Source organism: Arthrobacter sp. 05T444, from assembly GCF_056395905.1.
This window is the reverse complement of sequence record NZ_JBFTKK010000030.1, coordinates 1-25,111: the sequence shown is the minus strand read 5'-3', so window position 1 is coordinate 25,111 and position 25,111 is coordinate 1. Positions and strand designations below refer to the sequence as shown.

At 65.4% G+C, this 25,111-nt stretch carries 26 protein-coding genes; 11 read left to right on the top strand and 15 right to left on the bottom strand.

The features are described 5' to 3' along the window. Positions 1–105 precede the first annotated feature (105 nt). Positions 106–1,464, top strand: a complete 1,359-nt coding sequence (locus AC1DD3_RS20350) for an MFS transporter (RefSeq protein WP_476882395.1) — start codon at positions 106–108, stop codon at positions 1,462–1,464. A gap of 496 nt (positions 1,465–1,960) precedes the next feature. On the opposite strand, the gene AC1DD3_RS20345 is transcribed toward AC1DD3_RS20350, so the two are convergent. The 6 genes from AC1DD3_RS20345 to AC1DD3_RS20320 form a co-directional block, all read right to left on the bottom strand. After that, positions 1,961–3,178: an MFS transporter gene (locus AC1DD3_RS20345; protein ID WP_476882394.1), complete on the bottom strand. Its 1,218-nt coding sequence runs from the start codon at positions 3,176–3,178 to the stop codon at positions 1,961–1,963. A 15-nt stretch (positions 3,179–3,193) separates the two neighbouring features. Beyond that, positions 3,194–4,180 carry an aldo/keto reductase gene (locus tag AC1DD3_RS20340; protein WP_230120104.1) on the bottom strand — a complete coding sequence of 329 codons (987 nt, stop codon included), beginning with the start codon at positions 4,178–4,180 and terminating at the stop codon, positions 3,194–3,196. Between the two features lie 74 nt (positions 4,181–4,254). Next, on the bottom strand, positions 4,255–4,662 hold the full coding sequence (locus tag AC1DD3_RS20335) for a (R)-mandelonitrile lyase (RefSeq protein ID WP_230120105.1): 408 nt from the start codon (positions 4,660–4,662) through the stop codon (positions 4,255–4,257). Between the two features lie 185 nt (positions 4,663–4,847). Then, entirely contained in the window at positions 4,848–6,764 is a 1,917-nt protein-coding gene (locus tag AC1DD3_RS20330; RefSeq protein ID WP_230120106.1) for a glycoside hydrolase family 15 protein, read from the bottom strand. A 32-nt stretch (positions 6,765–6,796) separates the two neighbouring features. Next, complete coding sequence (locus tag AC1DD3_RS20325; protein ID WP_230120107.1) at positions 6,797–7,273, bottom strand: hypothetical protein; 477 nt, start codon at positions 7,271–7,273, stop codon at positions 6,797–6,799. Positions 7,274–7,406: 133 nt separating this feature from the next. Next, positions 7,407–7,793, bottom strand: coding sequence for a TfoX/Sxy family protein (locus AC1DD3_RS20320; RefSeq protein WP_476882401.1), 387 nt, complete (start codon positions 7,791–7,793; stop codon positions 7,407–7,409). A 343-nt stretch (positions 7,794–8,136) separates the two neighbouring features. Here AC1DD3_RS20320 and AC1DD3_RS20315 point away from each other — a divergent pair, with 343 nt between their 5' ends. Next, positions 8,137–8,340: a cold-shock protein gene (locus AC1DD3_RS20315; protein ID WP_024365339.1), complete on the top strand. Its 204-nt coding sequence runs from the start codon at positions 8,137–8,139 to the stop codon at positions 8,338–8,340. Positions 8,341–8,476: 136 nt separating this feature from the next. On the opposite strand, the gene AC1DD3_RS20310 is transcribed toward AC1DD3_RS20315, so the two are convergent. Continuing rightward, positions 8,477–10,279 carry an AfsR/SARP family transcriptional regulator gene (locus AC1DD3_RS20310; protein WP_476882393.1) on the bottom strand — a complete coding sequence of 601 codons (1,803 nt, stop codon included), beginning with the start codon at positions 10,277–10,279 and terminating at the stop codon, positions 8,477–8,479. 119 nt (positions 10,280–10,398) lie between these two features. On the opposite strand from AC1DD3_RS20310, the gene AC1DD3_RS20305 reads away from it, so the two are divergent. Further along, the gene (locus AC1DD3_RS20305) at positions 10,399–10,557 is read left to right on the top strand and encodes a hypothetical protein (protein ID WP_230120109.1); all 159 of its coding nucleotides are present in this window, start codon (positions 10,399–10,401) and stop codon (positions 10,555–10,557) included. Positions 10,558–10,837: 280 nt separating this feature from the next. Next, positions 10,838–11,602, top strand: a complete 765-nt coding sequence (locus tag AC1DD3_RS20300) for a hypothetical protein (RefSeq protein WP_476882392.1) — start codon at positions 10,838–10,840, stop codon at positions 11,600–11,602. A gap of 46 nt (positions 11,603–11,648) precedes the next feature. Here AC1DD3_RS20300 and AC1DD3_RS20295 read toward each other — a convergent pair whose 3' ends face one another. Next, positions 11,649–12,518: a diguanylate cyclase domain-containing protein gene (locus AC1DD3_RS20295; protein WP_476882391.1), complete on the bottom strand. Its 870-nt coding sequence runs from the start codon at positions 12,516–12,518 to the stop codon at positions 11,649–11,651. Beyond that, positions 12,458–13,159, bottom strand: a complete 702-nt coding sequence (locus AC1DD3_RS20290; RefSeq protein ID WP_476882390.1) for a hypothetical protein — start codon at positions 13,157–13,159, stop codon at positions 12,458–12,460. The genes AC1DD3_RS20295 and AC1DD3_RS20290 overlap by 61 nt, the downstream gene beginning before the upstream one ends. Positions 13,160–13,302: 143 nt before the next feature. Between AC1DD3_RS20290 and AC1DD3_RS20285 the strand changes: the two genes are divergently transcribed. Beyond that, positions 13,303–13,563, top strand: coding sequence for a hypothetical protein (locus tag AC1DD3_RS20285; RefSeq protein ID WP_230120112.1), 261 nt, complete (start codon positions 13,303–13,305; stop codon positions 13,561–13,563). A 288-nt stretch (positions 13,564–13,851) separates the two neighbouring features. Here the strand turns inward: AC1DD3_RS20285 and AC1DD3_RS20280 are convergent, their stop codons facing one another. Beyond that, positions 13,852–15,135: a class I SAM-dependent methyltransferase gene (locus tag AC1DD3_RS20280; protein WP_476882389.1), complete on the bottom strand. Its 1,284-nt coding sequence runs from the start codon at positions 15,133–15,135 to the stop codon at positions 13,852–13,854. A gap of 238 nt (positions 15,136–15,373) precedes the next feature. On the opposite strand from AC1DD3_RS20280, the gene AC1DD3_RS20275 reads away from it, so the two are divergent. Then, a complete protein-coding gene (locus AC1DD3_RS20275; protein ID WP_230120114.1) occupies positions 15,374–15,841 on the top strand; it encodes a hypothetical protein in 468 nt (155 codons plus the stop codon). Positions 15,842–16,049: 208 nt separating this feature from the next. Beyond that, positions 16,050–16,517 carry a hypothetical protein gene (locus AC1DD3_RS20270; RefSeq protein WP_476882388.1) on the top strand — a complete coding sequence of 156 codons (468 nt, stop codon included), beginning with the start codon at positions 16,050–16,052 and terminating at the stop codon, positions 16,515–16,517. 94 nt (positions 16,518–16,611) lie between these two features. Here the strand turns inward: AC1DD3_RS20270 and AC1DD3_RS20265 are convergent, their stop codons facing one another. Further along, entirely contained in the window at positions 16,612–17,181 is a 570-nt protein-coding gene (locus tag AC1DD3_RS20265; protein ID WP_230120116.1) for a hypothetical protein, read from the bottom strand. Between the two features lie 276 nt (positions 17,182–17,457). Between AC1DD3_RS20265 and AC1DD3_RS20260 the strand changes: the two genes are divergently transcribed. Continuing rightward, on the top strand, positions 17,458–19,077 hold the full coding sequence (locus tag AC1DD3_RS20260) for an alkaline phosphatase D family protein (RefSeq protein ID WP_476882387.1): 1,620 nt from the start codon (positions 17,458–17,460) through the stop codon (positions 19,075–19,077). A gap of 274 nt (positions 19,078–19,351) precedes the next feature. Here AC1DD3_RS20260 and AC1DD3_RS20255 read toward each other — a convergent pair whose 3' ends face one another. Continuing rightward, a complete protein-coding gene (locus tag AC1DD3_RS20255) occupies positions 19,352–19,648 on the bottom strand; it encodes a hypothetical protein (protein ID WP_230120118.1) in 297 nt (98 codons plus the stop codon). Positions 19,649–19,891: 243 nt separating this feature from the next. On the opposite strand from AC1DD3_RS20255, the gene AC1DD3_RS20250 reads away from it, so the two are divergent. The 3 genes from AC1DD3_RS20250 to AC1DD3_RS20240 all read left to right on the top strand — a co-directional run bounded on the left by AC1DD3_RS20250 (position 19,892) and on the right by AC1DD3_RS20240 (position 22,015). Continuing rightward, positions 19,892–20,323, top strand: a complete 432-nt coding sequence (locus tag AC1DD3_RS20250; RefSeq protein WP_230120119.1) for an SRPBCC family protein — start codon at positions 19,892–19,894, stop codon at positions 20,321–20,323. Positions 20,324–20,469: 146 nt separating this feature from the next. Next, complete coding sequence (locus tag AC1DD3_RS20245; RefSeq protein ID WP_476882386.1) at positions 20,470–21,054, top strand: 3'-5' exonuclease family protein; 585 nt, start codon at positions 20,470–20,472, stop codon at positions 21,052–21,054. 205 nt (positions 21,055–21,259) lie between these two features. Next, a complete protein-coding gene (locus AC1DD3_RS20240; RefSeq protein ID WP_230120121.1) occupies positions 21,260–22,015 on the top strand; it encodes a ZIP family metal transporter in 756 nt (251 codons plus the stop codon). A 61-nt stretch (positions 22,016–22,076) separates the two neighbouring features. Here AC1DD3_RS20240 and AC1DD3_RS20235 read toward each other — a convergent pair whose 3' ends face one another. The 3 genes from AC1DD3_RS20235 to AC1DD3_RS20225 all read right to left on the bottom strand — a co-directional run bounded on the left by AC1DD3_RS20235 (position 22,077) and on the right by AC1DD3_RS20225 (position 24,624). Beyond that, positions 22,077–22,259, bottom strand: a complete 183-nt coding sequence (locus AC1DD3_RS20235) for a PspC domain-containing protein (RefSeq protein WP_230120122.1) — start codon at positions 22,257–22,259, stop codon at positions 22,077–22,079. Positions 22,260–22,815: 556 nt separating this feature from the next. Then, positions 22,816–24,186 (bottom strand): GAF domain-containing serine/threonine-protein kinase, encoded by a 1,371-nt coding sequence (locus AC1DD3_RS20230; RefSeq protein ID WP_476882385.1) that lies wholly within the window; start codon positions 24,184–24,186, stop codon positions 22,816–22,818. A gap of 180 nt (positions 24,187–24,366) precedes the next feature. Beyond that, positions 24,367–24,624: a hypothetical protein gene (locus AC1DD3_RS20225; protein ID WP_230121523.1), complete on the bottom strand. Its 258-nt coding sequence runs from the start codon at positions 24,622–24,624 to the stop codon at positions 24,367–24,369. Between the last annotated feature and the right edge of the window lie 487 nt (positions 24,625–25,111).

The following is a 25,111-nucleotide window of genomic DNA, read 5'->3' as shown; positions in this document are numbered from 1 at the left end:
AGCCATCTCCTCCAGAGGAAAACCTTGTCTCAACGCGAAACAACAAGCCCCTCCCCGGTTCCCGTTCCGGTCACGACGGATGGGCCACAGGCGCGAGTCACACTAGTGCTGGCCTCTCTCGGGTTCTTCCTCATCACTCTCGACATCCTGATCGTGAACCTCGCGCTGACCAGCATCGGCAAGGAACTCGGCGGCGGAACCGCCGGCCAGCAGTGGGTCATCGATACCTACACACTCATGTTCGCAGCGTTGCTGCTGTTCGCGGGAAACCTCTCGGACCGGATCGGCGCGAAAAGGGCCTTCGGAATCGGTATCGCCGTGTTCCTGGTGGCCTCGATCGCCTGCGCCATCGCGCCGACTGCGGGCTTGCTGATCGCCGCGCGCGTCGTCCAGGGTGGTGCAGCGTCGGTCATGCTTCCCGCCTCAATGGCATTGATCCGGCAGGCCTTCCCCGACCCGAGACGTCGCGCACACGCCCTCGGGATCTGGGCCGTCGGCGGCGCCGTCGCCGGGGCCGTGGGTCCACTTGTCGGCGGCCTGCTCACGACCATCAACTGGCGACTCGTGTTCGCGATCAACCTTCCCGTCTGCATCGCAATGCTCGTACTCCTGGCCTCCGTCGCCACCTCGCCGCGCCGGCCGGTTTCCTTCGACTGGGCCGGACAGACCACAGCGATCATCGCCCTGACCGCGTTGATGTACGGCCTCATCACCGGAGGAGCTGAGGGCTTCAGTTCGATGCCAGTCGTGCTGAGCCTGATAACCGCAGCCGCGGGCATCACGGGATTTCTCCTGATCCAGGCGCGCAGCCGGCATCCCATGATGCCCTTGGAGTTGTTCCGCTCTTCCGGAATGCGAGTGTCCCTTGCTGTCGGGTTTTCGTTCATGGCGAGCCATTTCGGTACCGTCTTCGTACTCAGCCTCTTCCTCCAACAACACCTCGGACTGACACCGCTCCAGGCCGGACTCGTCTTCCTGCCCTCCGCGGCGTTCAGCGTCGTTGGAAACATCGTCAGTGGAACTTTCGCAAACCGTTTCGGGCCCCGGACGCCAATCGTTCTCGGATTGACGATTATGATCCTTGGGCTCACCGCCATGATTATCACCGCACCGATGGGGTCCCCGCTCCTGGTGGGAGCCTTCCTGATCCTCACCGGCTCCGGCGGATCAGTTGCGATGCCGCAAGTCACCTCCGTTGTCCTCGCGAGCGCGCCAAGTGAGAAGGCGGGCACCGCAAGTGCCGTGTTCAACACCTTTCGGCAGGTCGGCGGCGCTGTCGCCATCGCTGTCTTCGGCGCCCTTATCGCCGACCGCTCCAACTTCGTCCACGGGATGCAGGTCAGCTTCATCATCGCCGCATCCCTGCTCTCGCTCACCGCCCTCGCAGCCCTTTCCGTCCTCCGGCCGGCCACCGACACTCAAACGTCTCCCTCACACCGCACGCCTCTAAAAAAGGTCCCATAAGAAACCGACCCCGCGAAGAAGGCCCCTCAGCACAGCAGGCTTACCTCGCGGCGTCCCAAATGCTGTTTCCTAACGGGACGGCCGGGGGATGCGAGCACGCCAAATAGTGCCGCGAAAAACGGGCCATATAGTCCTGCGATTCACACCGCGAGGGTGCCTTATCTGCGATCTCGTAGGCGTCTCACAACCCTTGAGATACGACACGTCTCACCGACTGAACGACCGCGGCGACGGCAGTGCCTTAGTTTTCGTGGAATCGTTGGAGTTCGTCCGCGGCTCGTAACTACGTCTCACAGCCTTCTGGTTGAATCGCTGTATCCACCGTTAGTTACGAGACACATCTCTGATTTCGCAGTTCCAAATGGGGGATTGTGGTCATGACTGCCTGCGTAGCATTCGGATCTACGCTGCCGCTTTTGAGCCCCGTCGCTTGCGAAAGAACTGGACTAACTGCCGACGGCGGTTGCCTCAGGACCCGCCGTCGGGCATTCCGGCATCAAAGCCCGGCCGGCGCGGGCGGGTTCCGGGCGGCGATGAGGGTGGTGATCCAGACAATGGCGGCGAGCACGGCGTAGCCGGCGGTGATGGCGGGGAGGCTCAGGACCCGGCTGGCCTGTCCGGCGATGAGGCTGGGGACGGCGGACCCGGTGTACGAGATAGCGTAGATCACGGCAAGCAGGCCGGCGCGCTCCCGGGGGAGCGCCTCGGGCAGGAGAGTGTTCATGCTGCCGGAGGTGGCGATCCCCATCCCGATGCCGCCGACGACGCCCGCACCGATATACAAGCCAAGGATGCCGGCGCTGCTGGCGAACGCGAGGCCGATGCCTGCGGCGGCGACGAGCGTCATCCCCGTGCGCTGCGCGGCCGCGGGTGTGAAACGCCCGGCGATGAACCCGCCGAGAAAGCTCGGCGCCATGTAGGAGGCGAATACGGCGGCCGCGACGAGCGGACTGTGCGAGCCGAGATCCTCGGCCGCGATGGAGGGGCCGAACGAGGTGAAGTACCCACCGAACGCCCAGGTGGCGACAAAGACGCCGGAGGCGATGGGCAGGTAGGGGCGGGACGCGTTGGGAACGACGAGCCGTGGGATCAGTGAGGACCAGGCGCCGGCGGTGCGGGTGACGGTCTCGGGGCGGGTGGCGAGGGCGATCGCGCAGCCGAGCAGGATCACGGCGAAGACGCAGAAGGTGAGCTCGCGCGGGGCCGGCGCGAACTGGACGAGCACCCCGGAGAGGAAGACGCCGAGGGCAAGTCCGACGGTGGCGCCAGCAGCGGTGACGGCCGCGACAAGCCACCTGGGGCGCCGGGGTGCGGTGTCGACGATGTAGGCGCCGATGGCGCTGGAGGCCAGGCCGGCGGCAAGTCCTTGAAGGGCCCGGCCGAGCAGGAGCGGGAGGGAGCTGTGGACCCACAGCAGGGTGAGGCACCCGGCGATGGCGATCAGGAGCGCGGCAATCGAGACCGGACGGCGCCCGTGGTGGTTGGAGAGCCGGCCGAGGACGAGCAGGGCGAACACGGCGCAGACGAAGTAGGTTACGGCGGCCAGCGAGAACTGGTCATTGGTAAGGCCGTCGGCACTCCGGTAGGTGTCGTAGAGGGGAATGGCTGCGGCTCCGGCGGCGAACACCGAGACGAACGAGACGGTGGCCGCGACGAAGCCGCGCCCTTCGGCGGGGGCGGCGACATGGCCTGGGCTGGGATGTGTTTGGGTCATGTGCTTCCTTAGGCGTCAGCGGTTGACGAATCCCAGATGCTGGTCGTTGTAGCGGGCGCCCTGCACACCGATCCGCCGCGCGAGCGCGGCGAGATCTGCGGCCTCGTCCGCGGACAGGGCCACGGCCGTGGCGCCGGCGTTCTCTTCGATTCGGGGGGTGCTGCGCGTGCCCGGAATGGGCACGATCCATGGCTGCTGCGCGAGCAGCCACGCCAACGCGATCTGCGCAGGGGTGGTGCCCTTGCTGCGGGCGAGGCCGGTGACGTGCTCGACGAGCGCGGCGTTCGCGGACCTGTTCTCCTGGGTGAAGCGGGGGATCGTGGCGCGGACGTCGCCCTCAGCGAAGGTGGTGGCCGTGTCGACGGTGCCGGTGAGGAAGCCCTTGCCGAGCGGACTGAACGGCACGAAGCCGATGCCCAGCTCAGCGAGCGCCGGAAGCACCTCCGCCTCGGGGTCGCGGGTCCACAGGGAGTACTCGCTCTGGACCGCCGTCACCGGCTGCACCTCGTGCGCACGACGGATGGTCTGGGCCGATGCTTCCGACAGTCCGAAGTGCCGGACCTTGCCTTCTGCAATCAGCTCGCCGACGGTGCCGGCGACATCCTCGATGGGAACGCTGGGATCGACGCGGTGCTGGTAGAACAGGTCGATTACATCGGTCCGGAGACGCTTCAGTGAGGCGTCAGCGACGCGGCGGATCTGCTCGGGCCGGCTGTCCAGGCCGATGCTCTTACCGCCCTCGATGCGCCACCCGAACTTGGTGGCGACCTGTACCTGGTGGCGGATCGGCTCCAAAGCCTCACCGACCAGCTCCTCGTTCAGATACGGTCCATACACCTCGGCGGTGTCGAAGAAGGTCACCCCGAGGTCGTATGCGGAGCGGATCACAGCGATCATGTCCTCGCGGCTGCCAGGGTTGGGCCCGTAGCTTTGCGACATGCCCATGCAGCCCAAGCCGACCGCAGAGACGGTCAGGCCTTGTCCGAGAGTACGTGTGTGCATGGTTTAGTCTCCGTTGTGGTCGGTGGTCTGTTCGTGGTGCTTCCCGCGTCGATGGGACTCGAGCGAGGGGTCAGTCAGGACTGGGTGCCGTTGTACTCGTTGTCGGTGATGTGTTCGAGCCAGGTGGTGGTCGTGGCCGGGTCATCACCGTTCTCCAGCATGGCGATGTGCTCCATGAAGCAGCCGGGTGCGGCGGCGTGCCAGTGTTCTTCGCCGGGCGGGGTGTACAGGGTCTGGCCGGGGTGGACCTCGATGATGCTGCCGTCGCGGCCGCCGAACCGGGCGACGCCCTGGGTAACCCGGAGGTACTGTCCGCGGGCGTGGGAGTGCCAGGCGGTGCGGGCGCCGGGGGCGAACCGCACGGTCGCGACGATCATGCGCTGATCGCTTTCGTGGGGAAGCGCGATGGGGTCCAGCCACACATCGCCGACAAACTGCTCGGGCGGATTCTTGCCGGTGGGGTTGGTGGGTTCGACGTTCATGCGTGCTCCTTGCTGGCGGTGGAAGTCGATTCGGTCGCCGCCCAGCTGAGCTTCGCACGCCGGGCGGCGGGGAACTCACAAATCGCGGTGCGGTTGTCCATGCCGACCACGCTACAAACTCATCCGGTCCTGAGGGAGTCCCTGTCAGTACCACGCTTCGCCAGCCCACCTATCGGCAGGGTCTCCTACACCGCGGAGCCCGGGTCCACGTCCGAAGAGGCCTTGTGCCTGCTGGCATCCTGGGCGGCCACCGAGTTCCCCCGCACGCCCAAGCCCCGGTCGCCCGAGCTCCAGCCAAAAGCCGAAGCCTGACCAGCGTCACGGAGGGCCAGGGCCGCCTGAATCAGCGCGGCGTGCGTCAGTGCCTGGGGGTAGTTGCCGAGATAAGCCCCTGTGGCAGGGTCGATTTCCTCACTGAAAAGGCCCAGCGGATTGGCGATCGCCAGAAGAGCCTCGAACAACTCCGTGGCCTCAGCTGCCCTTCCCGTCAGGGCAAGGGCCTGCACGAGCCAGAACGAGCAGGGCAGGAAGGCGCCCTCATCCCCGGGCAGTCCGTCCTGGCCTGGCGGGTAGCGGTAGAGGAACGGGTAGCCGGCCGACAGCTCCGTCCACACAGCGTCCACCGTGCCCCGCAGGCCTTCAGAGTCCGGCGACTCGAAGCCGGTCACAGGCAGGATCAGCAGAGCCGAGTCGAGATCGCCGGACCCGTACGAGCGGGTGTACGAGTTCCGGGCAGTGTCGAATCCGCGGGTCCTGATCTCGGCGGCCAGATCGTTTCTCGCTGTTTCCCACCGGCCCCGCCGCCTGGCGCTGACTTGATGCGAGCGGGCAATTCGCAGTGCCCGGTCCAGGGCGAGCCAGCCCATCACCTTGGAGTGCACGTGCTGTGCCGCATCGCCTCGGATTTCCCAGATGCCGGCATCCGGTTCCGGCCAGCGCCGCGCCACGAGATCGGTGAAGCCGCGCAGCGCCCGCCACGTCTCCGAATTCAGCCTGTGCCCCTGCCGGACGAGGTTCCACGCGGCGTCCAGGACCCAGCCGTAGCCGTCGAGCTGGTGCTGGTGGGCGGCTCCGTTGCCCACCCTCACAGGAGCGCTGCCCAGGTACCCGGGCCAGTTCTGAAGGGTGCGCTCGCGGGGGACGTGTCCTCCGGTCAGAGTGAACAGGGCAGGGAGCCGGGGCCGCTGCAGCCTGCTGGCGTGCAGGAGCCAGTTCAGGAAGTTCAGGGCCTCGCCGTCCTTGCCCAGCCCGAGGAAGGCGGCGATGCCGATGCTGGCGTCCCGGGGCCAGGCGTACCTGTAATCCCAGTTCCGAATGCCGCCGGGGTCCTCGGGCAAGGACGTCGTGGGTGCAGCCACGGGCGCGCCCGAGGGGGAGTAGGTCAGAAGTTTCAGCGTCAGCAGGCTCCGCAGGACCGGTTCGCGGAACGGGACATCCTGGCTGATGCCTGACGCCCATTCCCGCCAGCGGCTTTCGTCGGCTTCCACAAGGTCCCAGGCGGTCTCGGGATCGACGAAGATCAGTGGTTCCGCGTAGGCCAGGGCGAGCACCATCACGACCGGACGGCCGGGCACAACGGTGATTTCCGTCGTCGTACCGGGTTCCACCCTTAGCCCGCCGCTGCAGCCGAGCGACATGGCCAGGGCGCCCCATTCGCAGGCCAGGTGCTGTCCCTGCCGGACCCGGGGGCGGAGATGGCGCTCGCCGAAGCGCGGGTCAAAGTCGACGGCGGCCGCTGCCGGTGCGCCCTCGGCGGTCAGCCGCCGGATGAGAAGAGTCGTGGGTAACAGCCCGCCGGATACCTCCGCCACCATCGCTTCGGTGAGTGACAGGGTGCCGCCGTCGGTTGCCCAAACCGTCTCGAGCGTGGCGGTGTGCGGCCGGTAGCGGCGGACAAGGCGCTTGGCGGGCAGGACGGGGCCGGCGCGGAAGCTGCCGGCCTCGGGGCCGCCGAGCAGGGCGCCGAACACGGGATCGCCGTCGAAGGTTGGCGCGCAGAGCCAGTCGATGCCGCCGTCGGCCGAGACCAGAGCCGCCGTGCGCGTATCGCCGAGCAGCCCGTAATCCGAAAGGGCAGGGGAGTTCATGTTGCCGGCTTCCATTTTGCGTCCACCTTCTCTCGAGCTGACAGGCGTCAATGGACCGTGAGGAGCAGTCCCAGCATGGAGCCGTAGATCACGTGGGCTGCCATGGCTACGGCCGGCGTCTGAATCCCGTAGTTCAAAGCCAACAGGCCCGGCGGCTCCAGCACCGCCCGGCTCGCCGGACCGGCTCTGGTGGTGGCCATTCGGGGATGAACCCCGGGCAGCAGGGGCAGGATGACCGTCAGCGCCACCGCAACGTGCAGGAGCCCCAGCAGTGCGCCGATCCACCATGTGGCCCTGCCCAACAGCGCGAAGACCGCCGCGTATCCGAGTGCGAAGGCCTGCCCCGCGGCCAGGTGGATGAAGAACCCTGCAACGCGCGCCTTGTCCGGGTCCGGGGTGACAAGGGTGCCGAGGACCAGAGGCAGATCGAGCCGGGTCCATCCGGCCATCTGGGAGGCAATCATCACCACGGTCAGGGCTGCGGTGGCGAGCAGACCGAACAGGGCCCAGCCTTGCCAGTCCATTTCAATCCCCGCCTCCCTGTTGCCTGCGTGGGTGACACGGGTTGCGCTTGCGCCGTTCCCATGATCTTTCTAAAACTAGATTCTTTAACTTTAGAGGGGGGATGGGCGGCAAATCAAGGGCCGACGGCGGCGGCTACTTTTTGGTCGGGCGCGGCGTGGAAGCCTTCGGCTCCTTGGGTGGCAGCCCGGCGACGTAGGAGTAGGCCTTTGCCACCCAGGCTTTAGCCCGTGCGTCATCGCCGTCGCCCTCGGCGTTCCATACTTCCGGCAGTCCCGTGTAACCGCCCATTGGCCGCTCCGCAGGCCCGAAGGGAACGGTGCGCTCGGTGCCTTCGAGTTCCTCTCTGTCCGCGTCTCCGAGTTTCACCCCGATGGTGGAGCCGAAGAGGCCCGCGAACATGTTCCCGTTGACGAAGGCGCCAAGGTTGCCGAACATCGGCTTGATCACGACCTCGGGGTCCGAGGGCATGACAGTGTGGAAGTGATCCTTGTCTGCCTCTGACGGCTTGGGCATCTGCATGGCTTCTTCTTCCGGTTTGCGCGGGAGCCCAATGGGCTGGTTTGTGTGAAGCATATTGCGTTCCGAGGGCGCGGGCGAGGTGTTTGTGGTCCGGGGGAGCTGGGTTGTTCAAGCGGTCCCAGGGTCATCCTCGATCCTGCGCTGACGTGCCCCATTTGGCTTTTGGTCAACGCGGTCCGAAAACCCGTGTACAGTAGACATCGTTGTTGTGTTTGTATTTGGTAGTTCAGGCAGTACGCGCGGTCGAAAGTCCGCGTTCTTCTGAAGTAGCGGTTTTGAACACCCCACACCGGAGGACCCGAAAGTCGGGACTTTTCCTCCACCTTCACGAAGGACAAAAATAATGGCTACTGGTACCGTCAAATGGTTTAACGCTGAAAAGGGCTTCGGCTTCATTTCCCCCGATGACTCTTCACAGGATGTCTTCGCACACTACTCTGCGATCGCTTCCTCCGGTTTCCGCTCACTCGAAGAGAACCAGAAGGTCTCCTTCGAAACCGAGCAGGGCCCCAAGGGTCCCCAGGCCGTAAACATCCAGGCTCTCTAAGACTTAGCTTTCAGCTAACTCTTCTGAGTCCGGAACCTTACAGGTTTCGAGCAGGGTCCGTCTTTGACGGGCCCTGCTTTTGTTTAACGCGGGTGTGCTGGTTTCGACGGGCTCAACCAGCGGGGTTTCGACTGGCTCAACCGCGCTGGCGCCCGGCCAGGAACGCCGTCAGCGCAGGGTTGTCGATCTCCTTCGCCAGCCAGGGCACGGTCTCCGCTGCGGCCTCATCGCCGAGAACGGCCCGATGCGACTGCGCCCGCACCACGAATTCCCGCATCCCGCTGCGGCTCGCCAGCTCGCCCAGCCGCCCCACGAATTCTGAAGCCCGCGGAGACCGGGCGGCGATGGCGACTTCGGCCGCCGTGTCCAGCAGCCGGGCCGAATACCAGAGGTACCACGGCTTGGGTTCAAGGCCGCGGCTGACCCAGTGTTCCGCGGCCGCCAGATCGCCGTGCGCCAGGAACAGGCGTGCCTCGGCGCCTGCGGCCAACGCCATGTAGCAGTGGTCGCCGGCCAAGTCGGCCATCACCCAGGACCTGTCAATCAGTTCGGCAGCTTCCTCCAGCCGGCCGGCGGCGAGATATGTTTCTCCCCGGACCCCGTCGACAAACGGTTCGAACGCCGTCCAGTGCTCCGCCGCTATCCAGTCCAGCGCCCGGTCCAAACAGGCCGCCGCCGCTTCCAACTCGCCTTGGAGCAGACGCACCCGGCCCAGCAGAGCCTCGCTGAACGCCTGCTGCCGGCGGTTCCCGACGGCCTTGGCGAGCCTTCCGGACTCGGTCAGCGCCGTCACGGCGTCCGCGTACCGGGCAGTGTCCGAGGCCAGCATGCCCTGAATGGCCAGGATCCTTGACTGTTCGTCGGGGAATCCATTGGCTGCCACCATCGCCCGGTCAAGCCACCCGGCCGCGCGGTCGGGGACACCGCGTTGCACGGACAGGTAACCCAGCTCGCGGTAGGCGGCGGCGGCAGTGCGGGAGGCGCCGTCGGGCCCTTCGGCCGACAACGCCTGGTGCAGGAAGTCCGCCACCTCGGCGCCGCGGCCGCCCGCCTGGTGGATCAGCGCGCCGGACAGCGTCACGAGGGACTCGGCGAGCAGGTGGCGGTCGCTGGTGCGCTGGGCGAGTACGACGGCGAGCCGCAGCTGATCCAGCCCCCGGTCCACGGCGCCCGCCGAGAGTGAGGCGCCTCCGGCGTCGAGATAGGACCGGACCGTCGCCGCGGTGGCCGGCATGCCGGTGTCCGCTGCCGGAGCTGCATCGGACAGTGCCCGCCGGACTTCCGCGGGCAGCGGCAGGCCGAGCTCCTGGCGGTAGAGCTCTCCGCATCTGGTCACATGCTCCCGGGCGCGGCGGTGCTCGCCCAGGGCCACGAACGCCTTGACCAGCACGACGTTGCAGTCCGTGTGGAAGGGATCCCTGTGCAGCGCGAGCGATGCCAGCTCCACTGCCTCGCCGGGAGCCCCCGTAGCGAGGGCAGCAAGGGAGGCCTCGTAGAGCATGGACTGAACGACGTTTTCCAGCCGGTAGCGCTGGTCCGCCAGCCACGAGTCGAAGACGGGGCAGTCGGCGAAGGACAGTCCCTCCAGCAGCTGGCCGTCGAGCCGGCGGGGGTCAAGGCCCGGGCTGCTTCCCGAGTCAATCACCTCGGCGGCATCGCAGCGCCACGGAGGCTGCACCACCATCCGCAGGGGATCGCCCGCCATCGCAATGCCGTCGAGGGTCCGCCGCAGCTCGGACAGGTTCCAGCGCAGCGCCCCGAGGGGATCCGCGGCATCCGGAAACAACAGCGAGGCGGTCCGGGAGCGGCCGGTGCCGTCCGCCTGCAGCGCGAGGTAGGCGAGCACCGCCCAGGCCTTGCGGCCTCTGGGCTGCGGGGGAATTGCGCCAGGGGACTCGATCCGGGGCGGACCGAGGAGCCGGATCCAGGTCTCGGCCATACGGCTCATGTTACCGCCGCGCTTCTTCGGCGTCTGCGTAGCATCACACGCTTGCTCACACGCCGCCTGGGGACACTGAAATCACCCAATCCACACTCAATCACCCGAGGTGCACCGCAATGGTACTGCTCATCCTGCTTGTCGGACTCTGGGTTGTCTCGGCCACGGTCCGCTCCGTCGTTCATGACGGACGGGGCCACACTCCCAGTGTGCGCTCCACCGAACCGTGGAAAGCCGGCAACCTTCCCAGCGTGCCGTTTTCGGAGGCGCGGCTTTAGCCGGGTTTCGACAGGTCTACCGCAAAACTACGACGGCGGGAGGCCGGGAGCGTGTCCCGGCCTCCCGCCGTCGTGGCTCCGAAGAGGTGATCAGCCCGCGATGTCCACGGAGCGCGACTCGGCATCGCTGAGCCGGGCGGCGTCCAGCCCTGAACGGAAAGCTGGCGGCACGGCCCGGCGCCGCCTGACGGCTAGGGCCGCAGCTGATCGGATGTGCGGCGGCCGGGAGTAGGCTCGATATATGGCCAGGTGTCTTCCGGGCGGCGACAAAGTTGAGCCGATGGGGAACGAATCCACGATGTCCGTCCGGCTGGATCCGCTGCACTATCCGTGGGATCCGCCAGAAGCCTCGGGTGTCGTCCTCGGCGAGGATTTCCTGCCTCTGGGGCTGGCAGCCGACCTAAACGCGGTCCTCTCCGGGGCCGACGCGGCACCGCTGGGCGCCCGGTCGCTGGTAGTTTCGATCGGCTCGAACTCCAGCCCTGATGTCATGAGGAGAAAATTCGCAAACTACGGCCAGCCGGTCAGCAGGATTCTGCCGATGGTCCGTGGCCGGCTACACAACATTGGCGTTGGCCATTCCGCCCACGTGAGCACTGCCGGCTACATTGCGGCCGCCCCGTACTCCCGGACGGGGAAGTGCACCACGGTCTGGGTGTCGTGGCTTGATGAGGGCCAGTTGCTGGCGCTGGACGCAACGGAGCACAACTACCGGCGGTTGGAGCTCAACGGGAAGGACTGTGGGCTCGTATTGGACAACGGCGAACGTCCGGCGACCTTTTCGCTCTATGCGTCGAGCTGGGGTGTGCTCAACGATGGCCACGGTGCGGAGCTTCCCCTGATGGATCAGCCGGCCCTCTTCCGGCTTCTCGCTGGCAGCGTGACTGGGCGGGACCTGGAGGATGAGAAATCAGTCTTCGAAGGACCACCTGAACGGGTTGTTGAGCAGCTGGCGTTGCCGGCGGTCCAGGCAGGGGCCAAGGATTGGTTCCGTTCGGCCGGGTTGGTCACACAGGTGGACTTCGACTCTGTCCGTGAGGGCTAACCGCGGTTCTCAAAGCCAGTGGTTTTGACAAGCTCAACCAGCGGGTTCACCACCCGGCGGTGTCTGAGCCTTGCTTTGACCGCACCGGATGCACGTGCCGTTTCGGTTGGTTCCCCTCGGCGTTGTAGACCTCGTAGCGCGCCTTGCCGCCGAGTTTCGCCGCGTGCATGGCGGAATCCGCCTGCCGCAGCAGCTCAGCGGCGTCGGCCGTTTCGGCGCTTCTCTGGGCCACGCCCATGCTCACGGAGACGGTCAGGGGATGATCGCCGATGAGGAACGGCTCGCTCAGCGTCTCGTAGATCCGTTCGGCGACGGGCCCCGTGGCGGGACTGCCGTCGTCGTTGTCCAGAACGACGACGGCGAACTCGTCACCGCCCAGCCTGGCCACCATGTCGTGGCTGCGGACGCTGGCCCGGAGCCGGGCCGCCAGCTGGATGAGCAGGTCGTCGCCGCCCTCGTGGCCGAAGGAGTCGTTGACGTCCTTGAAGTCGTCAATGTCGATGAACAGGAGGCCCTCGTGCCGCGTCCTGAGGTCGCTGCCGGTTTCAAATGACGCCGCCAGGCGCTCGGTCAGGGCAGCGCGGTTGGCTAGTCCGGTGAGGGTGTCGTGGGTCGCCCGGTGTGTCAGCGTGCGGTGGCTGTCCTGGAGGGCGGCGGCCATTCCGTTGAACGCGGTGGCCAACTCGCCCAGCTCGTCCCGCCTGGCGATGTCGATGCGGTGGCTGTAGTCCCCGGCCTGCAGCTTGTGGACGCCGCGGCGCAGGCTGTTGACGGGACGCATCAGGTCCTTGACCATGCGGCGGCGGAAGTACAGGGTGGCGCCGACGGCCAGGATCAACAGCCCCGTCCTGGCGATCAGGAGCAGCTGTTCGAGGTCGCCGGTGTCAACGAGGCCCCGGTCCAACGTCGCCAGCACGAACGCTGGATGCCTGCCAGCTGATCGCGCACACCCTTGCTGGCTGCCGCGAAGGCGGGGGTCTCAGCCACGTGGTTCCCGTCCAGTTCGAGCACCTGGTCTCCCCAGAGGCCGCGTGCCGCCAGCGCCGCCTGCCAGTCCTGGCGCGCGCCGAGGAGCGCGGACTGGATGCCGCTGTCCTCGGGATCCGCGAGGACCTCGGCGGCCTTATCGAACTTGTCCGAGATGTCCTTTTGCTGCAGCATGAACGCCTGACGGTTCACCGGCGCATCGGCCAGCAGCTGATGCCCCAGTTGTTCGTGGTCGTCAACCGCCGCGGCCACCTGCGCGACCTTCCCCGACTCGAGCTGGAGCCGGCCGGCCGTCGTTTCCATCTGGTGCACCACGGCCCGTACGCCCACAATCGTGACGATCGCGCCCAAGACCAGTGCCAAGAGCATGAAGATGAAGGCCCTGGACCACTCGCGCTGCAGGCTCCACGTGCGGGCCGGACCTGTTGGGTCCGCCGTCGAAGTGGGGCTTGTCAGATCCGTTGGCGCATCGGCGGCTTCGGCGGGAGCTGCGCTGGAAAAATCGGCGGGCGTCTTCTCTGGGGCCGTCCCGCGAGGATCGGTTGACCCTACCCCCGGTCCGGTTGTCATACGAGGAGGCTAGCAGGAGCGGCATTCCCGGTGCCGTTGGAACGGACACATTTCGTCCGCGGGTTGTCGTGTGATGACGGCGCCGCACCGCGCGGCCCGAAAGTGGGGGAGACTGGAAGCCACTGAAACGAAGGCGGAAGACATTGATTACTCTCCAGCAGGATGCCGAAGGCTTTATCCGGATGAACCGGCACTTTCCCGAAAGCGTCCTGATCTCCATCACTTTTGCCGACGGCACAGTAGAAGAGATCGCCGGTGGCCGGCTCAACAAGGCCTACGACGACGCCCTGGCCGAATACCGAGCACAAAACCACCTTGACGCGAAGGGATTCTCGCGTTCCCCGCAAAAGAAAACCAGCCCCGGAAACAAGATCGACTTCGTAAAGGTCCATCCGGGCATGTGACTGAGCCGAGCCGGGCGCCGCTGATCGAGCTTGCCCCGCTGATCGAGCTTGTCCCCGCTGATCGAGCTTGTCGAGATCCGAGTTCTGCGCACCCGGTTTCGACAGGCTCAACCGGCGTTCCCCGCTGATCGAGCTCGTCGAGATCCGAGTTCTGCGCACCTGGTTTCGACAGGCTCAACCGGCGTTCCCCGCTGATCGAGCTTGTCCCCGCTGATCGAGCTTGTCGAGATCCGAGTTCTGCGCACCTGGTTTCGACAGGCTCGATCAGCGACAACCCCAGTCAGCGGATCAGATCCAATCCTTCCGGCGCAGGGGCGGCTCTGCCCCGCCCTTCCGCTGCACCAGCACCTGGTTCACACCCGTCAGCCCGTCCTCGAAACCCAGTGCGCTCGCGGCCATGTAGAGGCGCCAGATCCGGGCCCGGCCCGCGCCGGCGAGCCGCACTGCCTCATCCCAGTGCTCCTCCAGATTTCTCACCCAGGCCCGCAGCGTCAGGGCGTAGTGCCGGCGCAAGGCTTCGACGTCGAGCACCTCGAAGCCGCCGCCGTCCAGCGCCACAACCATGTCTGAAAGGCTCAGCATCTCGCCGTCGGGGAAGACGTAGCGGGGGATGAAGGAGTCGGGGTCATCCTCTGTGGGCCCGGCGTTCCACGATATTGCGTGGTTGAGCAGCCGGCCGCCGGGGCGCAGCAGCCCGTGGAGCTGAGAAGCGTAGTGGCCGATCTGTTCGCGGCCCACGTGCTCTGACATGCCGATGGAGCTGATCGAGTCGAACGGCCCGTCGTCGATATCGCGGTAGTCCTGAACCCGGATGTCCACCCGCTCCGTCAGCCCGGCTTCCGCCACCCTCTTGCGCGCCAGTTCCGCCTGTTCGGTGGATAGCGTCACGCCGACGACGTTGACCCCGTAGTGCTCAGCGGCATGCAGCGCAAAGCTGCCCCAGCCGCAGCCCACGTCCAGGACCCGCATTCCCGGCTTCAGCCCCAGCTTCCGGCAGACCAGATCGAGCTTCGCTTGCTGGGCTGCCTCAAGCGAGATGCCTTCACTGTCAAACACCGCGCAGGAGTAGACCATCGACGGGCCGAGGACCAGACGGTAGAAGTCGTTGCCGACGTCGTAGTGGTGCGAGATCGCCGCGGCGTCCCGTTTCTTTGAGTGCCGGTGCCCGTGCTTTTCGACCTTCGCTTCTTCGGGCGGCGGCGCGGGGTTCGGTCCGACCGCGCCCAAACTGACGGCAGTGGTGAGCAGCGTCCCCAGCTCACGCGCCGTTGGCTTCTTGAAGGGGCCGGGCTCGGCGAACTTGCCGGCGGAGCTCAGCGCCGCGAAGGTTGCAAAGATGTCGCCGTGAGGATCGATTTCTCCGGCCACGTACGCCCGGCTCAGGCCAAGCTGCCCGGGTGACCACAGGATCCGGCGCAATGACCGCCGCGACGTGAATTCGATAAGCGGTGCGTTTGCCGGGCCTGCTTCCGATCCGTCCCACGCCCGCAGCCGGACGGGGATCTCCTCCGTGCCCAAAACAATCGCCAGCGCTTTGGCCAGCCGTGGTGCCACACCCGATGTCTTTGCCATGTTCGTCGCCTCTCGTCCGGTGCCTGCCTCAGGCTAGGTCCTGCTTCATTGCAGTCCCGTCGCTAGAACCTAAACGTACACAAACCGCGGCGTTCCGGGACAGAGAGACAAACCTGTCCGGTCTTCGTGTCGGTTGGCTGCCGCTCGCGGCGTTTGTTGTTATGAACTCTGGACCGGGCATTGGGGCGGTGGGATCCTGATCGCACACACTCTCGAAGAGGGAAGCTGGTGGCAGATCATGGAGGATTCGCCGGAGACACGTCAGAGGTTGTCCGACCGCATCGACCAGAAACAGCAGGACATCCGGTCCTATCTGGGACGGCAACTGCCCCGCCGGCACAAACTCACCGAATTCAGCGTCGTCGGGAGTGTGCTGGCGGCTATGTTCACGGCAGGTCCGGCGTTCGGTGGCACAGGGTTCACCGCCGCCGTCCAGGACACCCTTTCCCTTGGGGACCCTTCGGTGGTGTGGCGGGTTCTTTGTTTGGGAGCGGTAATTCTTTCCGTCGGGGCGGGGCTCGCCACGAACTTCGCCAACTCCCAGGCTCTGGCCGAGAAGGTCAGCGCAGCGGAGACGGCCATCGCACAGTTGGAAGGGCTGCAACTGTCCCTGGGCTTCGGCCACATAGCGATCGACGAAGCGGCGATGCTCTATAAGCAATATGTCTCCCACGTGGCGTTCATGGATGTTGCACGCGCACGCTAACGGGTGACTGCGGCCGTTGGGCCGCGGCTGCCGCCAAGCACATTCGCAGTGTCAGGCGTTTCATTCCCTCTGCCTAACTTGGGCTCCAGCCTTACTCCTCTGCGGCCAGTGGGACTGCCCGCGCTGGAGCAGTCGAGTCTGGACCGCGCATCGGGGCGGTGGGATCCTGATCGCAGATACCGTCCGACAGGGAGGCTGGTAGCAGATCATGGACGAATCACCGGAAACGCGTCAAAGGCTGTCCGACCGCATCCAACAGAAGCAAGAGACCATCCGCTCCTACCTGGGGCGGGAACGACCCCGGCGGAACAGGCTCTCAAACATCAGCATCGTGGGTAGCGCACTAGCCGCCATGGTCACCGCCGGACCGGCGGCTGGGGGCACCGGGTTCACCGAAGCAGTACAGGGCATATTCTCGCTCGGCGACGATTCCGTGGTGTGGCGATTCCTGTGCCTGGCAGCCGTAATTCTGTCCGTCGCGGCGGCCCTGGCCACCAACTTCGCCAATTCACATGCGCTGACCGACAGGGTCAGCGCAGCGGAAACAACGAACGCCCAACTGGAAGGGCTGCAGGACACGTTGGATTTTGGCCACATTCCCATTGACGACGCACTGAAGCTTTACCAGCAATACGTCACCCAAATCCCATTCGTGGACCAACTGCCGTCGCGCTGACGTTTCGGCCAAAATAGGAATGCCCGACGGCGGGTGGCCGGCAGAGATGCCGGCCACCGGGTACGACGGCACTAGGGATGGTGAAATGACGAATTTAGGCGAGCAACTCGCAGATATTCGTCACTTGGGCATCGCCCTCGAACGGGCTAACTTGCCTTCCCCTGCTGTCGAGCACATACGTTACGCTGCCCACGGTCAAGTAGACTCCTTTCCTGTCGCCTACCGGAATGGTCAACACATTGCGCCCCGTTGCTGTAATGGTCTGGTTGCCCGATGCCGAGGTTGTAATATGCGAGGATCCCGTGATCACATAGGTAACGCTTTCGCGGGTCTTCACATTTGTCAGAGTCACTTCCTGGCCGGGAGACGTGAGCAATGCTCCGCCGGGTAGCTCAATGAAGTTCGACTTACCTGTGAGCACACCCTCGATTCGGAAGCCGCACTCTTTGAGAGTAAAGGTGAATGTGCCGATCGGCTCGGGTGCCGCGGTGGCCACGGCTCCCGTTCCTCCGAGCAGGCCCGCTAGAAGGCACAACAAAACAGGCATTCTTTTCATGACAAAACTCCATCCAAGCTTGGTTGGGAAGCGCTCGACAAAAGACGCGTCGAAGGTTTGCGAATGAAAGATTCTATGGGCGGTGGGTATTCGCAGATTAATATCCAATAGGGCAGCTCCCGGTGGAGAGTGCTGCTAACGAGTCGCCGCGGAGAAGGCGCAAAGCACCGATTCCCACTCATTATTTCTTACTCGAAAGTAAGGGTCCGCTCCCGGCATTATCTTCTTTGCTTAATGCCTAGGTGCAGGATATTAGTCCCTGCCGCGCGTGCTTGGGAAGACAATTTCGCTAAATCCCCAATTGAAATAAACAGTTGTCAGCTCTCACTCAAGTGTTCACCCCCACGTCTCCAACGGTTCACAAGCGCCGTCAACGATGGCACCATGACTGCTTTCACTCGCCGAAACGTCCTCAAAGGTGCCATCGCCGCTGCCGGTGCTGCCGCCGTCGCACCCTCACTCATTGTGCCCGCGCACGCCGCCCGCCCATCCGGCGTCCCGCTGGTCCGCAACCGCCTCACCCTCCCGTCCGGCATCTCCACCGGAGACGTCACCACCAACTCCGGCGTGCTCTGGTCCCGAGCCTCCGGTCCCGGCCGGCTCGTGGCCAACCTGCTGGCCGTGGACGAGTACGGAACCCCGCTCCGGGGCGGACGCGCCTTCCAGCGCATGCTCCGCGGGACCACGGCCAGCGAGGCCACCGACTTCACCTCCAAGATCAACGCCCAGCACCTCCCGGCCGGCACCCGCTTCGCGCTCACCATGCACTTCGAGGACGCCGAGGGTCACGCCGGCGAGACTGCGCACGGCTCGTTCAGCACGGCACCCGGTACCGGCACATTCCGCAGCGGCCGCACAGCCCGCCAGCAGAGCTTCGTCTGGACCGGCGACACCGCCGGCCAGGGCTGGGGCATCAACGAAGAGATCGGCGGCATGGGCGGATACGCGGCCATGCACGCCACCAAGCCGGATTTCTTCATCCACTCTGGCGACACCATCTACGCTGACGGCCCCATCACCGCCGAGGTCACCGAGCCGGACGGCCAGGTCTGGCGCAACCTGGTCACCGAGGAAGTGTCCAAGGTGGCCGAGACCCTCAACGAGTTCCGCGGCAGGCACCGCTACAACATGATGGACAAGAACATCCGCGCCCTCTACGCCGACGTGCCGGTGATCGCCCAATGGGACGACCACGAAACCCACAACAACTGGTACCCCGGGCAGATCATCACCGACGCCCGTTACACCGAACGCCGCGCAGACGTGCTCGCCGCCCGCGGCCGCCAGGCCTGGCAGGAGTACCAGCCGATCGCGCAGCTGAGCGACGGCAGCACCGGCTTCGAGCCCGCCCGCATCTACCGCAAGATCTCCCGCGGCCCGCAGCTGGATGTCTTCTGCCTGGACATGCGCACCTTCAAGGACCCCAACACGGACGGCAAGGAAACGAGCCTCACCCACATCCTCGGCGAGGAGCAGGCGCGCTGGCTCATCCGTGAAGTGAGCAAGTCCAAGGCGACCTGGAAGGTCATCTCCGCCGACCTCCCGCTCGGCATCATCGTGCCGGACGGCACCGTGAACGAGGAATCCCTCTCAAACCGCGACGCCGGAGCCCCGTTGGGCAAGGAACTCGAGATCGCCGGGGTGCTGTCCGCGTTCAAGCGCAACCGGGTTAAAAACGTGGTCTGGCTCACGGCCGACGTCCACTACTGCGCCGCACACCACTACTCGCCGGAGCGCGCGGCCTTCCGCGACTTCGACCCCTTCTGGGAATTCGTGGCCGGCCCCATCAACGCCGGAACGTTCGGCCCCAGCCAGATGGACGGCACCTTCGGCCCCGAGGTCGCATTCTTCAAGGCCGGTGCCTACGCCAACCAGTCCCCGCGCAACGGCGAGAGCCAGTTCTTCGGCCACGTGGACCTCGGCGAGGACGACGTCTTCTCCGTCAGCCTCCGCAACGCCAACGGCGCCGTGCTCTGGAGCAAGGACCTGCATCCCGAGCGCTGAGCGCGAAGGCACTAAACCCGGTTTTGACAGGCTCAACCAGCGGGATCGGTGTCGACGGACCCAACCAGGGCAAAGTTCGACGGCGGGTGACCGGCAGCAATGCCGGCCACCCGCCGTCGGGGTTTCCAATGCTTTTTGGTCCGTCTGCAGGCGGGCCGGCTATTCGAAGGACTCAATCCTCGGGTTGCCCTGGACGCTGCCCCTTTGCTTGGCGTCTTTCAGGTCGGGATTGGCGAAGAAGGCCCTGGCGGCGTCCCCCATGTAGGTGAGTGGCTTACGCCTTCGGGCCTGCGGTCAGGTAGTTGTGGACGTCGAAGAAGGTGATCTCCGGCGGGCCAGGGATGCCGACCTCGGCGACGGTGGGAAGGGTCTTCGCTTGTGTGAAGGTGTCGAAGGCCTCCCGGCTCTCCCACGTGTCCACTACGCGGATCCCGGTGTCCGTGGCTGCCACCCAGTGGGTGAGGCCGCCCGGGGCACCGGGTCCGCCGGGCGTGAAGCCCAATTTCTCGACGACTTGGTCGTACTGTTCGAGGGTTCCGCCGGGGAAATCCAGGATGACGGCGATGGGCATAGCGCGCTCCTAAAGGCTTTCAGAACAAACCAGAGACGGCCCGGGATTGGACCGTCTAAGCCCCGTGGTACTCCGCACCCGGCGGGGTGTCAACGGGTAGTTGCTTGGGCTGCGGACTGCAGCCGGCCGAGTGCCCAGACCGCGGCCCTAAGCGTAAACTGAGAGCCACAAATCGGCTCATCGCCGCACGTCCTCGACGTCCGGCGGTTGGTTTGGTTCAGGTGGCGGGCGCGAGGAGGATCCGTGGTCAGATCGGCTGAAAGTGTGGTCATCAGGCGGACCCCGGAAGACGTCTTCGCCTACGTTGCGGATCTTCGCAACGAGCCCAACTGGCACGTCGACATTGACTCGGTGGACGCGGCCACCGATCCCGTGCCCTCCGTCGGCAAGACCTATCCCCTCCGGTTCAAACCGTTCATGGGCAAGACCGACGGACAGTTCACTGCACTGGACGTGACGCCGGGGGAGCAGTTGGTGTACCGAGGGGACTTCGCCGGGCTCCAGCCCCTGATCACCTACAAGGTAGAACCCGCACCGGAGGGCGCCAAATTTACCCGGAGCGTGGACATGAGGCCGCGTGGACTCGGCATGCTGATGGCACCGGCAATGGCCTTCATGGTGCCGCGCCGGAACAAGGTCTTTGTGCAGAATCTCAAGGCCGTCCTCGAACGCTGAGCCTGGTCTTCACCGGCTGTTCATCACCGCCGGCTTCACAATCCGCCCGGGAAAGTAATCTGGCATCCCGTCTGCGAAGATAATTTGGCTAGGGGGCAGAACGACAAGCTTTGGCCTCCGGCAACAATGCCAGGGGGAGGCAAGCAGTGCCAGGAATATGCTTTACGGCCATCGACTTCGAAACGGCCAACAGTGACCTTGCGTCGGTGTGCGGCGTGGGATTGGTGAAAGTCCGGGACGGACGCATCGTGGACACGACGTCCTGGCTGATCAAGCCGCCGGCAGGACTTAACCGGTTCGATCCCGTCCACACCGGGCGCCACGGCGTCACCGAACAGGACGTCTCCACAGCCGCCGGCTGGGAAATGGCCGTTGAAGGGATCCTGCACTTCACCTGCGAAGATCCCCTGGTTGCCTTCGACGCCCCCCATGACGCCGATGTCATGCGCAAGGCGAGCGGGCACCTGAAGCTGGATCTCCCCGCGAAGGACTTCTACTGCGCCCTGCAGCTGGCACGGAGCCAGCTGGATCTGCCGACGTACAGCCTCGACGCCGTCCTTTCCGCGCTCAGTCTGCCGCCCGCCGAGGCCGGCCCGGGTGCTGACGCCAGGGCCAGTGTGAATGTGGTTCGGGCCATCGCCGGCCTCCGCGGGGCATCCAGCCTCGCCGGGCTCTGGGATGCGCCGACGGCGAGCATCGGCAGCAAGCCGCAAGGGCGGCGCCGCCTCTAGCTTTCCACGCCCAGTGGTGCGTCCCGGAGGGCGCGGTCCGTCTCGAGTGCCTCTGTCCGCATTTGATCAGCATGCTGACGGCACGCCGCCGCTGGCCCCGTCCTCCTGTCTGCGAGAATGCTCGTGGTTTCGGGACCGGCGCCTGCCTGCAGCAGATGGCGGTTCCAAGCGAACGATCAGGCCTGGCGGCCGCGGAAGGGGATACATGCCGATGTGGGCGCAGGCCATGTTCTGGGGAACACTTGCCGGAGGCGCGCTGGTGCTCGGCTCGTGGCTGTCCTGGAAATGGACGGTCCCGCCGAAGCTGGTCTCCTCCATCATGGCCTTCGGCGCCGGTGTACTGATCTCGGCGCTCGCGTTTGAGCTCGTTGACGAAGCCGTGCAGGGTGGCGGCCTCTGGCCCACCGCCGCAGGATTCATGGCCGGATCCCTGATCTACGTCAGCGCCAATACCATGCTGTCGAAATCCGGGGCCAAGCACCGCAAACGCTCCACGGAACTGCAGCCCTCCGAAAAGGACACCCCGGGAAGCGGCACTGCCATCGCCATCGGAGCGCTCCTGGACGGCATCCCTGAATCAGTGGTTCTGGGCGTGGGCCTGATCGCCGGTGGTGCCGTCAGCCCAGCCATGCTCGCGGCCGTGTTCATCTCCAACGTCCCGGAAGGGCTGTCCAGCACCGCCGGGATGAAGAAGGCGGGCCGCAGCGCCAAATATGTGTTCGGCGTCTGGGGCGGCATCGCCATCCTCAGCGGCTTGGCGTCCCTTATCGGTTTCACAGCCCTGGAGAGCGCCCCCGATGAACTCGTGGCCTTCATTACCGCAGTCGCCGCCGGCGGCATCCTGGCCATGCTCGCAGACACGATGATTCCCGAGGCGTTCGAGGAACACCACAACCTCACGGGCCTGGTGGCATCGGTGGGGTTCCTCACCGCATTCACCATCCACCACACCGGCGGCTAGGCGAGACTCCCCGCAGCCCAGCCCGAACGGACACGCCCCCGGCGCGGCAGCCGGACTGAGGCTAAGCCTCCTTGGGAATGATGACCCACAAGGCGATGTAGACGAATTCACCGATCCCGAACAGGCCGAAGAGCACGAAGCCGATGCGGACGAGGGCCTTGGGGATGCCGAAGCGGGCGGCGAGGGCCGCGCAGACGCCGGCGATCATCTTGCCGTTCCTGGGCCGAACCATTGCTGTTGCCATTTCGCCACACTAGCAGCCGGGCGCAGGGGCGTCATCGGCTTGGGGAAGCTGCTTTCGGCAGCTGCAGTGTACCTCGACGACGGGAGGGCCGGCAGCGCTGGCGACCACCCCGCCGTCGAGCCTTCTCTGCGCGGAACTCGGCGCAGAATCCTGTTAGGTAGCTGCCCCGGTCGGCGTCCGGGCGAGCGGCGGCCCTTTGACCAACCGACGGTAATCGAAGGAAACGGTGGACAACGGGGGCTGGCCCGTCATCGACGCCTGGACTGCCGGCGGACCAGTCGGGCACCGGAACAGAGGGCTCATCGAAGTGGATGTCCAGGGGGCTCATGGCTGCCCCCGGTAGTCATCCCGGCTGGAAATCGTGCTGGCCCGAAAAGTCATGTCCCCCCCAATTGCATTTGCGGACACATCCAGCATTGCCCGGAGATGCTACGGAAAGGTTGGGCTGTGCGGGGGCTAATTGGGGGAGGGGCGGCAGCGGGGATCCAAGCCCGACGGCGGGAAGCCCGCGGCGTTTGCCGGCCTCCCGCCGTCGGGGTCTCCCTCGTTGCCCAGCTCAGGGACGGACGGGTGCCAAACTCCGGCTCTCGAGCCGGAGCTCGAGGTCATTCATGACGACGGCGGCAAGGTCACGGAGCGTTGCTGCATCTTCCGGGGCGAGGACACGGGGTTTGTAATCGAGAATGCACAGCGTGCCCAGGTTGTAGCCATCCCGTGAAGTCAGCGGCGCACCCGCATAAAAACCAAGACCGAACTCCCCGGCAACAAGCGGATTGGCCAAGGCCCGCGGGTCATGGGGGGCATTCTCCACAACCCAGAGGTCGTCCTGCAGGATCGCCGAAGCGCACAGACCTGGGTCCCGGTTGATTTCCTCCGCAGGGATTCCGTGGTGGGACTTGAACCAGATGCGGTCATGGTCCACGACGGAGACGATCGCTATGGGCACCGAGAAGACCCGGGCCGCGAGTGCCGTGATCCTGTCGAAGGAGCCGTCCGGAGGGGTATCGAGAATGCCGTAGCGGTGGACAGCCTCCATGCGCGCGTCCTCGTTGGCGGGGATGATGGCGGTGTCCACCTTGTGCTTCCCGCGGCTGTTGACGGTCTGGTCGTAGAGGGCCTGGGTTACTTCGCGCGTGGAGGGCCGGTCCTGCGGGTCCCGTGCCGTCATGGCCGCCAGCAACTGCTGCCATTCCGGGTCCAAGCCGGCAGGAATTTCAGGGTCCCTGATCAGTCGCGCCACGGCGCTCTGGAGCGGATCGCCCTTGAATACGGGCTCGCCTGCAAGGCATTCAAGCAGCACAAGTCCAAGGGAGTAGACATCGCTGGCGGGCCCCACCGGTTCGGCCATCGCCTGCTCCGGGCTGAGGTATGCCGCGGTTCCGAGAACGTCACCGGTGTCGACATGCGGTGTGTCCGCCATGAGGGCAATGCCGAAGTCGGTCAGCTTCGCGCGCATCCGGGCGGCATCGTGGTGGTAGTCGAAGACCATGATGTTGCCGGGTTTGACGTCGCGGTGGACTACGCCGCTGTCATGAATGTAGGTGAGCGCGTCCGCCAGATCGTGGCCAATCTGGGCCGTGTGCCGGGACGAGAGCGGGCCGTCCTGGAGGCGGCGGCGGAGGTCCGGGCCCTCCACGAGCTCCATCACGAGGTAGATGCGGGGGCCGGATTCGGTCCTGTCCGCTCCTGCGTCCAGGAGCGTGACCAGGTTGTGGTGGTTCAGGCGTGCGAGGACTTTCAGTTCCGCGTCGTCGTCCTGCGCATCCCTGTTGGCGGGCTTGATGACCACCTTGACGGCCACGTCCCGGCCGAGGAATTCGTCGGTAGCCCGGTAGACGTTGGCCATTGCACCGGAACCGATCTGGTCCACGACGCGGTATCGTCCGCCGAGGAACGTTCCTGCTGAAATGCCGGACAGTACGTCCATTGGATACCTTGAATTTTCCCGAGCGCGCCAAAAGGCGTGCGGTGCGTAGGTTGGTGTGGGGTGCTGGCAGGAGCGGGTTAATAACAACGCGGCTTGGAAGGCCGGCGTCCGATTGGAAGCATCGGCCTTTAACGCTCCAGGAAGAGCCGGTGCGTGTCGGCTCTTCCTGGAGCAGTGGAGCTAGATGAGGCTGGGGGCGCTGGCGAGGATATAGTCCGCCGCGGCCGGGCCAGTCATGGACAACTCATTGTGATCCGGATCGATGCCGAGTTCCTTCAGACCTGCCCGCAAGGCCTCGGGGGACTCGGGCTGTATCGTGTTGATCAGGCTCCAGCTGGTGTAGAGGCCATAGAGCTCGTCCGGAGTCAGCCCGGAGTCGGTTTCCCGGTCCGCAGTGAGGGCCTCGGCTACGAAGCGGTCAAAGTGTGTTGCAGTCATTTTTGGCTCTTTCATGGCGTGCACATTTGATACGCCGTTCTGCTTCAGCGATGACGGACCACTGCCCTTTGGGCAGAGAACGTCCTAAAAATTTATGCGAGACAGACCGTTCTGTCTAGTTACGGTTGGCTTACGGTCATGTGCAGGGTCGGAAGCTTGGCCAGGCGCCCTGTCAGGGGGTGGGTCCGGGGCACCTCCGGGGGTCGGCTTGGGGCGACGCCAGAGGGTCGGCATCGGGCGCCGGATCCGCGCCCGACGGTCGATTTGCACCGGCCGCCGGGGGTGTGTAAAGTAATTCGAGTCGCCGCCGCTGATGCGGAAAGAAAGCGACCGACCCTCTTCTGAATGGCCTGGAAAACGGCGCTTTTATGGCGTGTGGAATCCGGGTGGGGATCCTTGTTTGAGCCGTGGACCGCGGAGACGCTGGTTTGCAATGTGGTTTGGATTCGGGTAAGTTTGGGAAGTTGCTCCGGAGCGATCTGCGACT